We start from the raw sequence: 14002 nt of genomic DNA on the forward strand, positions 1-14002 counted from the left end.
TCCTCCCTTACTTTCACATGCCGAATGATTGGAAACGCTTATGCTCATCACTTCACAAAATATTCACTATTTGTTCAATGGTTCACAAATAATAGCCTATTTGAAATGATTTACTCGGTGAAATTTTACTCTTGCTTTTCATTCGGTTAGTTATTTATACCTGTACTTTACACCCATACGCTTCAAAAATAAAGTAAATTTTACCTAAAAATTGGATGGTATTGTGTCAGTTGTTTGAATACTTTGTCAAAAATATGTGACAGAAAATAAAAAATAGCGCTGCACGTGAGCTGCAGCGCTGTGTTTCTTTTTTAGGCTTTTTTCTGTAAGGCTGGTCTAGTGACTTGCACTTCATAGTACGTAATTTTATTTTTTAATAGGCCTTCAGGTTTCGCTTTTCCATGAGCATGCGCATCACCAAATGCCTGAGATTTTGTCCAATTCACAAAGTCTTCTTTTCGATTCCAGCGTGTATGAATAGTCACTTCATCGTAATCGGTTGTCTGCTGTGTGACCCATACTTCCATACCTAAAAATCCTTCCATGAATTCTACTTGTCCCTGCTTGTTAAAACGCTTGACGAGGTGGTCGGCACTGCCTTTTTCTACTCTAACCTGGTTGTTTACAATGATCATGTTTTGTTCATCTCCCTTTTGTTGTTGGATCGAAGCGATTGGAATAATCAGCGGGTGCTCACCGTCTAAGTGAACGTCAGCCTGAATCTCAAAAACCTCTTTGAAAAAGCTTTCTGTTAATACTTCTTTTGGTGTCCCTATTTGATAAACCTGACCACGTTTCATCGCAATAAGGCGGTCACAATATTTTGCTGCCTGCTGCAGGTCGTGAAGAACCATTAAAATGGTGATTCCATGCGTCTTATTCAGCTGTTTGAGCAGCTCTAGTAAATCAAGCTGATGCGCAATATCTAAGTAAGTCGTCGGCTCATCCAGAATAATCGTCTCTGTCTTCTGAGCGAGTGCCATCGCAATATACGCTTTTTGCCTTTCTCCGCCAGACAATGTATGCAGCATTCTATTTTCATTGATACGGCTATTGGTCACATCAAGCGCCCACTCAATCGCTTCTTGATCTGTCTTCGAGCTTTTTTTCCAGATCGAACGATGCGGGCTGCGTCCAAGTGCGACCAGCTCCCGTACGGTCATAGATGGAATGGCTGTTCTCGTCTGCATGAGAACGGCGATTTCCTTTGCAATCTCCTGAGCTGTCATCTCTTTTTGCGGTATATCGTGAATGTATATCGTGCCGCTTTCGATTGACGTAAGACGTGCGGCTGCTTTGATAAAAGTCGACTTCCCTGATCCATTTGGTCCAATAATTCCTGTCACGCTTCCTTTAGGAACAGCTGCTGATATAGAGGACAACTGAAAGCCTCCTTGACTGAGACTCACGTCATCCATAGCGATCACATCCAACTTAACCCCTCCCTTTCTTTTTTAATAAATAGAGGAAGAAAGGTGCACCGATGCAGGCAAGCAGGATACCGACAGGCAGTTCAACTGGTGTAAACCATACCCTTGCCGCTGTATCTGCAAAAACCACAAGCACGCCTCCGCCCAGCATCGAGATCGGCAGCAGATACCTATAGTCATCTCCAATTAAAAGACGGATAAAATGAGGAACGACCAGTCCGACAAAGCCAATTAGGCCGCTCACACTTACTGCTGCACCAGCTAAAAGTGCCGCCAGTGCAATTAAGAAAAACCGGGTGCGCTCTACTCTGAGACCGAGCAGCTGAGCTGATTCATCGCCAAGTAAAAGAAGATTTGCCGGCTTGATGGCAAAAAAACAAAGGCACAGCCCAACAAGCGCATAAGGCGACACGAAGGTTAGATGATGCCAGCTCCGTCCATTTAATCCTCCTGATAAAAAGGGCAGGACTGCCTGCACACGCTCACTATAAAGCACCATAAACCCATTCATCACCGCCCCAAGCAGGGCATTGACTGCCACTCCCGCCAAAATCAGCTTCAGCGGTGAAACCCCTTGATCAAATGAGAGCATATACACCACAAGTGCCGCTAATAAAGCGCCAAGGAAAGCAGCGGCTGGCAGCAAATACGTGAATTGCGGAAACACAATCATGCTGAGCACAGCAGCCAATCCGCCGCCAGCCGTCACACCGATGATGCCAGGGTCAGCGAGTGGATTTCGGACGACTCCTTGTAAAATCGCCCCTGATGCCGCGAGACAGGCCCCAACGATGAAACCGATGAGAACGCGCGGCAGGCGTAAATCCATCACAATTTTCTCATGGATAGGCTGACCTGATCCCGTCAAAGCAGCGAATAAATCTTGCAGTGATAATTGAACAGAACCTAATGCAAGCCCTAGGCATGCACCTACAACTAACGAGATGAATAGTCCGGGTATCAGCCATCTTCGCCTCGACTGTCTTTTTTGAAAATCTAATTCTGCATTCATTTTCATGATGACAATCGCTTCAATCTTTTCTCTAGCTCATCAATCGCTCTGATCACATCTGCGCCTGGATTCGTTCCAAATAGATCACTAGGCAGAATCTCGACGTGTCCATGTTTGACGGCTGATACATCGTGCCATGCGGCATTCTGTTTCATTTCACTCATAAAGCCCGCTTTCACATCTTCAGGATTGCTATGGGTCATGAGCAGGATAAGATCAGGATCAGCTTCGATGACCTTTTCTGCATTGATTTGAGCGTATTGAGGGAATTTCTCGAGTGCTGGTTCATTCTCAGCAATGTTCGTCCCTCCAGCGATGTGTAGTAAATCTCCGCTTAAGGATTGAGGAAGAGCCGCCATATATGTGCCAGGTGCCCCGTACACAACGAGTGTCTTCACTTTTTTCTGAGGCTGTTTGACCTGCTTTTTCCGCTGATCGATTTGCTCGTTAAGCTCTTTTGCCTTTTGCTGCTTCCCTAGCAAATCTCCGAATAACGTAATTTGGCGCTGGATGTCCTTCACAGAATTGGCACTTGTCAAAAGAAGCTGTGAACCAATTCCTTCTATTGTAGAGATGTCCTTGCTGTTTAATTGTTCATTCCCAAGTACAACATCGGGCTTTAAGCTTGTGATGAGCTCTACATCAAATTGATGTGTTGTACCAATTGTTTGGACTGATGCAGCCTGTTGTAAGCTGTCTGGTAATTCGGCGGCCGGACGACCGACCACCTCACCGCCTAAGGCATATAGGATGCTCATGTCCCCAGTGGACAATGAGACAATACGCTGAGGGGATTCTTCAAACGACAGCATTCTGCCGGCAAAGTCCTTAATCTTCAGCGCACCTTGACCGCTCCCTTTCTCTACAGGTGCTGCCTGACTGCATCCGCCGAGGAGAAGCATCAAGACAAGTCCCATGAAGATCACATGTGAAAATTTCAACCGCCTGTCTCTCCTTTTCTAGTAAACTTTCTTTAGCTTTGCCTGTACCACGAGACGCCCGTTTTTCGGTGCAAGCACATGATCACAGGTCGATAGAGTGAGAATGAGATCATCTGTGGACACGTCTGTCTTCGTTTGGTAGATTGATTTTTTTCGCACAGATTGCAAGTAGTGCGCATATTCGCCGAGATCTTGAAAATCAGTTTGTATATAATCAAAGTCCACCGTTGTTTCATACACGGCAAAAATCTCCGCCTCATAGCTTTGATACAACGTATCGTACTGAAATGTCCGATGCTCATCGAAGAAATCCTTTTTTAAATAGTTTGTGAGTCCAGCGAACATGGACCCATCCCTCATTCGATGCCCGTACACCACAGTATTCGGGCTTTCATGCAAGACGTCATTGCGATAATCCATAAAAATACTGCCTGCCCTGGTGTCGTTTTTTAAGTAATTACGGGTTAAGTAGAACGCATTGTCGCGAGATTGGACAATTGGGTACTGGATCATCGTGTCCTTCATATTGATCCAACCGACAATGTCGTCGTTTACCTTCCGCAGTTCATCAAATGACGTACGAATGGTCCCCGGCTCCCGATTTTCATTCATTCCTTGCTCATGTCCATACATCGTCTGAGCCTTTGCTAGCACCTGACGATTTTGATAATAGCCGAACAGTTCTAAGCCAATGGCCGAACCACTATAAATGAATACACCTAAACAGACAATTGTCAGCACACGCTGCCAGACCCGTTTTCCTCTTTTCACACTGCCTCACCTGCTTTTTGCACAGCTTATATCCCAACAGGCACGATGTACATCCCTGTTTCTGCATCCTGTTTAATCGTGACAGACACATCATAAATGTGCCGCACATTCTCTTCTGTTAACACATCGCTTGGCTGTCCTTCACTCATAATCCGGCCATTCTTCATCGCAATGATGACATCACTGTAGCGGACAGCCTGGTTCATGTCGTGCAGCACCATAACGATTGTTAGTCCATGTAAGACATTGAGCTCACGGATCAGCTCAAGAATGTCAAATTGATAGTAGATATCCAAATAGGTTGTCGGTTCATCTAAGAAAAGGATTGGTGTTTTTTGCGCAAGTGCCATCGCGATCCATACTCGCTGCCGCTCACCACCTGACAATGAGGCGAGCGGCACCTTTCGTTTTTCCGTTAGCTTTGTACTGGAAAGTGCCCACTCTATCGCTCTCTCATCCTCTTCCTTGTCTCCACCTCGCATCGTCTGGTACGGCGTTCTGCCGAATGCCACGACCCTCTCGATCGTTAAATCAAGTGGCGCTTCGTTTTGCTGATGGACGACCGCCAGCTTTTTTGCCAGCTCCTTTGGCTTAAACGCATTCAACGCTTGGCCGTCTAAATGAATCTGCCCTTTGTTTGGCGCATGGTTATGCGCCATTAATGAAAGCAGTGTGGATTTCCCTGAGCCATTCGGACCGATAATGGTTGTGATTTTTCCCTTTTCAATCTGTGTTGTGACCGATTGAAGGATGTCCTTCTGCTGGTCATATGAGAATGACACCTCACGAATGTCCATGGAGACGATCCCCCCTTCTTAGTAAAAAGATCAGAAATGGCCCGCCAATCACGGCCATGATCGTAGAAGCAGGAATTTCATTTGGCGCGACAAGCGTCCTGCCGAGCGTATCAGCCGTCAGAATCAGCAACGCCCCGCTTAACGCAGAAAATGGAATGAGTACCCGGTGATCCGACCCGACAAGTCTTCTTGAAATGTGCGGGATAAGCAAACCGACAAAGGCAATCACGCCCGCTACCGCTGCTGTCACCGCCGCAAGCAATACAGCTGTGATGGAAATCAAAAGGCGCATTCTGGTCACACGCAATCCTAAATTTTTCGCTGTCTTGTCCTGAAGAGCCAAGAGGTTACACCATCTGCTAAAGAAAAGGGCTACGACAAGGCCGACGACGCCATAGACTCCGATTAAACGGACATCCCCCCACGTTTTCATCGTGAGATTCGACTGTCCTGACTGATTGATCGTGATATTGAAATAACTGCAAATGGTCACAAATGCTTCAGCCATTCCAGTAAACATGGCATTGATGGCGATCCCAACCAAAATCATACGGATGGGGCTTAATCCACCCTTCCAAGACAGAACGTATACGAGGAAACACGCAATGGCTCCGCCTAACACCGAAAATAAAGGAGAGTAGAAATAAAATTGAGGAAGTGCTGTTATTGCCATTAAAGAAAAAAAGCTGGCTCCTGATGAAATTCCAATGACGCCGGCATCAGCTAATGGATTCCTCATGACCGACTGCAGCAGTACACCGGAGACAGATAAGGCGGCCCCTGTAAACATGGCAATGAGTATGCGAGGAATTCTGAGATCTTTAATGATTTCTACCTGTGCATGTTGACCGGTGATGAGCCCTTCCAATAATTCAATCGGGGTGACATGAATGCTCCCAGTAATGGCGGAATAAATAAACACGCACACCAGTAAGACACTGACTGTCAGAAATAAAATCCCTGTTTTTTTCATCTTAAACGTCCTTTTATCATTCAGATTCGTCACTTATAACGGATACAGCATACGCGTTAGTTCATCTAATGCTTCAGCTGCTTTTAAATTGCCCGTTGTCCCAAATAAGCTTTCTTCGAGGTCATACACTCGATCTTGCTTGACTGCATGAAAATGCTTCCAAATGTCATTTGTTTTAAATTCTTGATCAAACATGCGGACGACTTCATCTGGCATCCCATGTGCGGCCCGGAGGATGATATCTGGATTGGCTTTTTGTAAATACTCCGTATTGGAAGCCAAGTACTCCATTTTCTCACCTTTGACAATATTCTCCCCGCCTGCGATACGTACAAGATCACCAATATATGAATGCTCTGTCGCCACCAAATAACTGCCTGGTACACCAAGCAAAATCAGAACGGATGGCTTTCGTTTTCCCTTCGTCTTCTCTTGTATGTCTTTCTTTTTTTGCTCAAAATCAGACACAATGCGCTCAGCTTGTTTCTTTCTGTCATACTGATCTCCGAGCTTCGTGATCGCCTTCTCCATGTTAGCCATGCTCTCGAGATTTAAGTATGTGGTAGGGACACCTGCTTGCTGAAAGGGTGTCTCTAAATCATATTGAAGGGTTGTCACAGACAGGACATCTGTCGGTTGAAGTGATTGGATGATTTCCATGTCCGGGCTCATTGGATTGCCGACTTCCGGCAGTCCTTTATAACGAGCTGGCAAGGATTTTTGGCTTGTTGGCACCCCGACAAGATCGATCTCTAAGGCATCCATGATCTCCACAGCAGCTACAGTTGTTGCCACAATGCGTTCACTTGATTCTACGCTTTTTTTGCCTTTTGCTGAGCTTGCAGCTGACTGTGAGCAGCCCGATAAGATCACGCACACACTAAGGGCAGCGATCAAGGCACATAACATTCGATGCTTCAAAAACAAAAGCCTCCTTTCGAAAAAAGAGAGTGGATGCGTCGATGATCTCGGCGCATCTCACTTCAACTAAACCATCTATCTTGTTCTTGTTTGATACTTTCTGACGAGTACGAATAATGACCCGCCGAATAAAAGAATATACACCCAAAGAAGAGAGGTATCTCCTGTTTTTGGATTCAACTGTCCAGTCTCAGACTTGGTTTGGTCATCTGATGGAGTAAATGTTAGCTGCTCTGCGCCTGTTTCCTCTGGCGCTAAATTCTCAAGTTGATTTGGTTGATTTGATTGAGAATCGCGATCATTTGGATTTTTGACAAAGCCGATACTCTCATCGTCTCCGATGATCGATCGAATCCCACTTCCTTCACCAAGAGCAATTCCTTTTGTGTCATAGATAAGTTTGACATCGTACTGCTCATGATAATTCGCAGCTGGAATATCAATTTTCACGCGTGCTGCCTGAGCCGTGCTTAAGCTTTTGGCTTCGTATTGAATCACTCGTGTATCTGATTTTTGATCTGTTTTTGCAACAAGCGTCTCTTCAAACTTTCCACCTGATCCTACTTGGAAGGACGTGATAGCTGAGCTATTCTTCACTGTATAAGAAACGAAATGGCGGCCATTTTTCACAACCAATGTCGCAGGGCTCACGACGTAATCGTTCATACGAGAAAGCTCATCCTTGTCTGCTTTCTTCATTGAGAAAGGAAGCTTGTATACACCATCTTTAAGCTGAGCCGTCTCTTGAGGAGCTCCGCCGTTATTTGTTTCTGGTGATGGTGTGTTTGGTTTTGGTGTTTCTGGTGCAGCAGGTGTTTCTTCCTCTACCTGTCCGCCTTTAAGTGGCGCGATACTCTTTGCATCGAATTGAAAACGAATATCGTAGGTTTGCTCATAGTGAGCGGCTGCTACTACAACGTGTACTTTTCCTTTGACCGCTTTTTTCAAATCAGCGACATCAAATGACACCACTCTTGTGTTCTTTGCTTTATCTGTGCTGACAGTCTTCACTTCTTGAAAAGAACCGTTTTTCTCTGTTTTCAAGGAAGCGACAGATGTATCGTCCTTCACCGTAAAGGAGATGGTTAGCTTCCCATTTTTGATGGTTAAGGATGCAGGATGTGAGAAGTATTGGTTCATCCGAGATGCCTCATCCTCATCCCCTTTGAGCACACTGTAATTGATGCGGTACTCGCCATCTTTCAGTTGATTTTGCGTAGGTTCCACTGGCTTTGTGCCATTGTTAGTGCCTGGTGTTGTCTGCTGATCGTCTGGCTTTGTGCCATTTTGATCATCCGGCTTTGTTTCGTTATCATCTGGCTTTGTTTCGCTATCGCCTGGCTTTGTGCCATTTTGGTCATCTGGTTTTGTTTCGTTATCATCTGGCTTTGCAGGTGTAACGAGCGTTAGGCTGCTTTGATCGAATGCAAGCTGTACGTCATATGCTTCGTCATAGATAAGGCCGCCTAAATCCCAGTAAATTTTCACCCAGCCGTTTAATTTGGCTGATAAGTCGGCAACATCAAACTTGATTACACGTGTATTGGCAGTTTCATCCTCACTGACGGTTTCAGTGGTGACAAGGGCGCCATTTTGTTCAACCTTGAAATCTGTAATCTCTTTGCTTTGCTTCAGTGTGACATAGGCAGTCGTCTTGCCATTTTCCACAATCAGCTTAGCTGGCTTTTCTGTATACGTATCCATCATGGACGCTTCTGTACTGCCATTTTTTAAAATGGTGAATCCGACCGTGTATTCACCATCAACAAATGATGCAGCTTGAGCCGTTCCTTGAGGAATCTGAAATGCAGTAAATAAACTGAATAAAACGAGCAGAATGGCTGCCTTTAGATGAAAAAGACGTTTCAAATGGTGACACTTCCTTCCTTAATGCTTAATGATCCACTTTCTTGCTAAAAATCCGCCTGAGCATAGAGCAAGCACAAGGAGCCACCCTGTCTGGTTTGTATCACCAGTTTGAGGATTCTCTTCTTGTTTTGTCGTGGATGAATCAGATGTTTTCGTTGATTCTTTTGATGGCTGCTGCTTTTCTGCTTCACCCGCTGTTTTGTTTGTGCTGTTAGACGAAAGTGATTTCATGCTGCTCTCATCAAATTTCAGCTGAATGGTATAATCATGATCATAATCAGCAGATTTTACAGTGACATGAATTTTTGATTTGATTGGTTTAGACAAGCTCTGAGCTTGGAACTGAACAATCCTTGTGTTGGCTTTTTTATTGGTTGAGAGAACCGTTGTATCGACATAGCCGCCATTTCCGGGAACTTTAAATTCCGTCACCCAGCTGCTATTTTTAATGGTCATTTGTACTGTCAGCTTCCCATTTTTTGCAATCATTTTTGCTGGCTTCAGCCAGTAGTCATTTGCCATGGAGACCGCATTTCCTTCAGCCTTGAGCACAGTATAGTTGACGGAGTATGTACCATCCTTTAACGTGGCAGCCTGTGCGTTTGAAAAAGGCAGCATGAGTGCCAATAATAAAGCGGTCATGAAGACTGATAGCCTCATCATTTTTTTCATCAAGCGAATTTCCTCCCTTTTTATTGAACAGATGCTGCATCAAACTTGAGACGGATGTCGTAATTACCTGTATATCCAATGACCGGTACAGTCACGCTCACTTTTGCTGGTACGACTTCCGTCAGGCTGTTCACGTTAAATTCTACTGTTCTCTTATTCGCAGCTGTGTTTGTACTGATCACTTTCGCATCTTTGTAGACACCTTGTTCAAGTGTTTTAAAGCTAGTGATCCAAGAGCTATTTGTTAACGTGACTTGTGCTTTGATTTTTCCATCCTTCACGACAAGCTTTGCTGGTTTTTCAAAATACGTATTTGCTGTTGAAGTCGAATCGCTATCTGCCTTCCATACCACATATTGTGCCGAATGTTGACCATCTGCTAAGCCTGCTGCTGAGGCTGAGCTAATCGGAGCTAGAGCAAATAATAGAACAAAACTAAAGAACAATAATGCGTGTGATGTTGAACGAATGACTTTCATGTGAACCCTCCTAAATGATATTGATAATTATTCTCAACAGACAATAAAAAAAATAACCTTCATAAGCGCTTGAACACACTTATAGATGATTATGATAATCATTATCAATTGAGTTGAAAAAATAAATCTTTGCTTCCTAAAAGCCAAAGATGTCTGTTTCTAAATGATGATTTGACACGTGTTTTAGGCAATCTGTCCCATTCATGATTCCATGGCATGACCTCCATTCCATTACAGGGAAAAGAACCCTCTTCTTCTTGATCTTATATGATGGGTGAATTTATTGTCAACATCATTTTTCATACTATTGACTTAGATTTCTGGAAAATCGCACAAAAAAATTTCGATCAGACAGACTGATCGAAATCGATTAGGAAGGAACATGTTCCACTTTTTTGCTATTTTTACGTTCTAAAGACCAAGCATACATTTCACGAATAATCGGCTCTATTTTCTTCCCTTGCGCTGTTAATTCGTATTCAATCCGTACTGGAATGTCAGGGTATACGTTTTTCTCAACGAGTCCTTCAGCCTCTAAATCCTTCAGCCTTTCAGATAATAATCTGCCGCTGATGTTCATTTCATTTTCAAGCTGACAGAAACGCTTAGGGCCTGTCAGAAGCTGATTGATGATGAGAATGACCCACTTCTTGCCTAGAATCTCCATGGCATCTGTGATTGGACAGCCATCTACTTGAGCCATACCTTACTCCCTCCCGCTTTTCTCTCTTTTTTTCATTATAACATAATTAATTACTTGAAATAAGTCACTAACTATTATATAGTTTAGTTACTAAAAGTAACAAGGTATTCATTTTTATCAATTTTCAATAAACCATTGAACATGCAGATGCATATAACATGAAGGAGATGACCGAGCTTTGAATACAATAGAGCAGGTAAGATTAGGTGTAACAGAATTACATGTATCCAGCTTTGAGCGTTCTTTGCCTTTTTATACAGACATTTTAGGTTTTACTTTATTAGAACAGACGGAATCCACCGTCACTCTTGGAAGCAATGCAAAGGAACCAATCCTTTTGTTAAAAGAAGATGCACAGCTCAAGGAGAAGCCTGATCATGAGCCAGGCCTTTATCATTTTGCTGTTTTATTACCTACCAGAAAAAACCTGGGCACATGGCTGGCACATGTGATCAAAAAAGGCTATCCTTTAATTGGAGCAAGCGATCACTTTTTCAGTGAAGCCATTTATTTAAGTGACCCTGACGGCATTGGCGTAGAAATATATGCTGATCGCCCTGAGGACGTTTGGGTAGGTGAGCATGGAGAACTGAAAGGTGGCGGAAATGCACCTCTTGATGGAGATGGTCTCCTGCAAGAAGCCGCTGATACGACGTGGGAAGGAATTCCAGCTGGGACAGTCATGGGACACTTACATTTCCATCTGAACCCAGAAGAAGCTGATTCCTTTTATGTCAATACGCTCGGTTTTCATATCCGAATGGCTCCCACAGCAAGCTTATTCATTGCAGGTGGCGTCTATCATCACCACCTTGCCTTTAATGCATGGGGACGCGGAAGAAAAGGAGCCATTGATCCACGTTTTTCAGGAATTAGAAGCTATACACTCGTATTCCCACAAGAAGCAGACAGACAGTCCGTCGTTGAGCGCCTAACAAAAGCAGGCACTCAAGTGAAAACAATAGGGGAAAGTAACGAATTTGTTGATCCATTTGGCGTTCTCGTTCGTTTACAGATTGAAGAAACAGACAAAAAAGAAGGTGCAGAATATGGACAAACACACAGATCTTAAAACAGCCATTTTAAAAGATAAAATCAAACGAGTACAGCAAGAAGACGGGTATATATATATCACTGGACCCATTAAACTGCCAGTGAATTTAGACGGCAGAACGGTGATGTTCAACTGGTATTCATGGTTAAAAGACGACGGATTAGAGCCATTGTCAGATGAAGCTTTAATCGAAAGCCTCTCGTCCCGCCAGCTTGCCGATCATCAGCAGTCAAGCGTGCTAGTGTATGGAGATTTCGAGCACGCTGACGAAGCTCTTATCCGCATGCATTCCATCTGCCATACTGGTGATATTTTTGGAAGCAAGCGCTGCGACTGCGGATTCCAATTGAAGCAGTCCATGCGAATGATTGAGGACAATGGTGCAGGTGCCCTGTTCTATTTAGCCAACCATGAAGGCCGCGGTATTGGACTTTTCACGAAAGCCATGGCTTATATCCTTCAAGAAAATGGCTACGATACAGTAGAAGCGAACGAAGCTCTCGGCTTTGAAGATGACACGCGTCAATATGAAGAAGCCATTGCGGTTCTTCAAACACTTCGTACAAAGCCAGTCAGACTCATTACCAATAATCCGAAAAAGACAGATGCCATTAGCCATGCAGGTTTATCTCTTTCTGGACGTATTCCGCTTTGGGGTGATGTCTCGGAGTTTAATGAAAAATACTTGCAGACAAAAATTAACCGCTCAGGTCACATGAAGGCGGATCAAGAGGTGCGTACGATTGCCACATCATGAGCGATATATGAATCTAGCACTTGAAAATGCACGGGCAATGAAAGGTCAGACATCTCCAAACCCGCTCGTCGGGGCTGTGATTGTGCGTGAGAATGAGATTGTTGGTGTCGGTGCTCACATGAAAGCCGGTGAACCACATGCTGAAATTCATGCACTTAAAATGGCCGGAGACAAGGCAAAAGGAGCCACCATTTATGTGACCCTCGAGCCTTGTTCTCACCATGGCCGTACAGGTCCTTGTGCGGAGGCACTTGTGAAAGCAGGCGTCGAAACGGTTGTCGTGGCGGCTCTTGACCCGAACCCGCTTGTCGCTGGCCGCGGAATCGCCATTTTACAAGATGCTGGCATCCAAGTGATTACAGGCGTACTTGAACAGGAATCCATTCTCATGAATGAAGTGTTTAATCATTTTATTACGAAAAAAACACCTTTCGTGACGCTCAAGGCAGGTATTACCTTAGACGGAAAAATTGCGTCTGCTACGTCTGACAGCAAATGGATTACATCTGAGACATCCCGTTATGATGCTCATCATATCCGTAGTATCAATGATGCGATTTTAGTCGGTGCTCAAACGGTTATTCATGACGACCCTTCACTAACTGCACGGATTCCAAATGGGAATCATCCGATTCGAATTGTTTTAGACTCTAAGCTATCAACACCGCTGACAGCAAAGATCGTCACTGATCAGATGGCACCTACTTGGATCTTTACAACAAAGCAAGCCGATGAGGAAAAACGAGACGCTTTAGAAGCAGCCGGCGTCAGCGTCTTTGTAACAGACAGCGAGACGCGGGTGCCTCTGCAAGAAGTGCTTCAAACGCTGGGAGAAAGAAATGTCTCCTCCCTCATGATTGAAGGCGGCGGCCAGATCAATGCTTCATTTTTAGAACAGCAGCTTGTAGATAAATTGGTCATTTATATGGCACCCAAACTCATTGGCGGAAGACTTTCTCCTTCCTTTTTCGGAGGCGAAGGCATACGCCTCATGAGTGATGCCATTGAACTCGATCAGCTCTCAGTAGAACCACTAGGGAAAGATATTAAAATAACGGGATATCCCGTTTATCAATAAACAAATAGGCTGTCGAGATTTCCTCGACAGCCTTATTTTTGTCTTCTAGTCTCTTCTCTCTAAAAACTCAATTCGATTCCCAAAAGGATCTTCTACATAAAACCGATTGGCTCCCTCCAATGGCTCATCTTCTCTTATACGAATGTGATGCTTCAATAATGCCTCTTTTAATTCCGGTAGACTCTTTACAAGAAAAGCTGGATGAGCCTTCTTTGCAGCTTGAAAATGTTCCTGAATGCCAATGTGAAGCTGATGATGACCGCATTGGAACCAGACACCTCCTCGTTTAGCTAAATTACTAGGCTTAGGTATTTCTTTCATCCCTAGAATTTCGCCAAAAAACAAACGAGCTTTCTCTTCACTGCCTTTTGGGGCAGCTAGTTGAACATGATCGATTCCAAAAAAGTTTGACATATACCTCTCTCCCTTTCTTTTCTCAATTGGTTTTTCTATGTAGTGTTTCTTAAGTTTTTGCGATGCTGAGCAAATTTGATTGTTACTTCATTGGAGTGCTTGATACTTGGTGACTTTCTTTGGGGAGTTTC

Annotated in this window: 15 protein-coding genes; 3 read left to right on the plus strand and 12 right to left on the minus strand. The window is 44.1% G+C overall.

The features are described 5' to 3' along the window. Positions 1-311: 311 nt before the first annotated feature. The 11 genes from isdG to SB660_RS04115 all read right to left on the minus strand — a co-directional run bounded on the left by isdG (position 312) and on the right by SB660_RS04115 (position 10568). Positions 312-1433 (minus strand): heme oxygenase, encoded by a 1122-nt coding sequence (gene isdG / locus SB660_RS04065; protein ID WP_410581472.1) that lies wholly within the window; start codon positions 1431-1433, stop codon positions 312-314. 1 nt (position 1434) lies between these two features. After that, positions 1435-2448, minus strand: coding sequence for a FecCD family ABC transporter permease (locus tag SB660_RS04070; RefSeq protein WP_169055976.1), 1014 nt, complete (start codon positions 2446-2448; stop codon positions 1435-1437). Continuing rightward, positions 2445-3383, minus strand: a complete 939-nt coding sequence (locus SB660_RS04075) for an ABC transporter substrate-binding protein (protein ID WP_410581474.1) — start codon at positions 3381-3383, stop codon at positions 2445-2447. The genes SB660_RS04070 and SB660_RS04075 overlap by 4 nt, the downstream gene beginning before the upstream one ends. A gap of 18 nt (positions 3384-3401) precedes the next feature. Next, the gene (srtB, locus tag SB660_RS04080) at positions 3402-4154 is read right to left on the minus strand and encodes a class B sortase (protein ID WP_169055978.1); all 753 of its coding nucleotides are present in this window, start codon (positions 4152-4154) and stop codon (positions 3402-3404) included. Between the two features lie 26 nt (positions 4155-4180). Next, a complete protein-coding gene (locus tag SB660_RS04085) occupies positions 4181-4951 on the minus strand; it encodes an ABC transporter ATP-binding protein (RefSeq protein WP_323639736.1) in 771 nt (256 codons plus the stop codon). Next, positions 4938-5924, minus strand: coding sequence for a FecCD family ABC transporter permease (locus SB660_RS04090; protein ID WP_058013346.1), 987 nt, complete (start codon positions 5922-5924; stop codon positions 4938-4940). The genes SB660_RS04085 and SB660_RS04090 overlap by 14 nt, the downstream gene beginning before the upstream one ends. Positions 5925-5957: 33 nt before the next feature. Beyond that, positions 5958-6845, minus strand: coding sequence for a heme ABC transporter substrate-binding protein IsdE (isdE, locus tag SB660_RS04095; protein ID WP_061410005.1), 888 nt, complete (start codon positions 6843-6845; stop codon positions 5958-5960). 75 nt (positions 6846-6920) lie between these two features. Further along, positions 6921-8714, minus strand: a complete 1794-nt coding sequence (locus SB660_RS04100; RefSeq protein ID WP_410581478.1) for an NEAT domain-containing protein — start codon at positions 8712-8714, stop codon at positions 6921-6923. 18 nt (positions 8715-8732) lie between these two features. Further along, the gene (gene isdC / locus SB660_RS04105) at positions 8733-9386 is read right to left on the minus strand and encodes a heme uptake protein IsdC (protein ID WP_410581480.1); all 654 of its coding nucleotides are present in this window, start codon (positions 9384-9386) and stop codon (positions 8733-8735) included. 20 nt (positions 9387-9406) lie between these two features. Then, positions 9407-9865 carry an NEAT domain-containing protein gene (locus tag SB660_RS04110; protein ID WP_061410009.1) on the minus strand — a complete coding sequence of 153 codons (459 nt, stop codon included), beginning with the start codon at positions 9863-9865 and terminating at the stop codon, positions 9407-9409. 370 nt (positions 9866-10235) lie between these two features. Next, positions 10236-10568 carry a winged helix-turn-helix transcriptional regulator gene (locus SB660_RS04115; RefSeq protein WP_058013341.1) on the minus strand — a complete coding sequence of 111 codons (333 nt, stop codon included), beginning with the start codon at positions 10566-10568 and terminating at the stop codon, positions 10236-10238. 178 nt (positions 10569-10746) lie between these two features. On the opposite strand from SB660_RS04115, the gene SB660_RS04120 reads away from it, so the two are divergent. From SB660_RS04120 to ribD, 3 genes are read left to right on the plus strand one after another with little or no spacing between them, the layout of a single operon-like run. Then, a complete protein-coding gene (locus SB660_RS04120) occupies positions 10747-11640 on the plus strand; it encodes a VOC family protein (protein ID WP_058013340.1) in 894 nt (297 codons plus the stop codon). Further along, positions 11618-12379 (plus strand): GTP cyclohydrolase II, encoded by a 762-nt coding sequence (locus SB660_RS04125; protein ID WP_012011730.1) that lies wholly within the window; start codon positions 11618-11620, stop codon positions 12377-12379. The genes SB660_RS04120 and SB660_RS04125 overlap by 23 nt, the downstream gene beginning before the upstream one ends. Then, a complete protein-coding gene (gene ribD, locus SB660_RS04130; RefSeq protein WP_410581484.1) occupies positions 12366-13457 on the plus strand; it encodes a bifunctional diaminohydroxyphosphoribosylaminopyrimidine deaminase/5-amino-6-(5-phosphoribosylamino)uracil reductase RibD in 1092 nt (363 codons plus the stop codon). The genes SB660_RS04125 and ribD overlap by 14 nt, the downstream gene beginning before the upstream one ends. 45 nt (positions 13458-13502) lie before the next feature. On the opposite strand, the gene SB660_RS04135 is transcribed toward ribD, so the two are convergent. Beyond that, positions 13503-13871, minus strand: a complete 369-nt coding sequence (locus tag SB660_RS04135; protein ID WP_410581486.1) for a VOC family protein — start codon at positions 13869-13871, stop codon at positions 13503-13505. Positions 13872-14002 lie beyond the last annotated feature (131 nt).

The sequence above is a fragment of the Bacillus sp. SIMBA_005 genome, from assembly GCF_046535585.1.
Classification (GTDB): Bacteria; Bacillota; Bacilli; order Bacillales; family Bacillaceae; genus Bacillus; species Bacillus pumilus.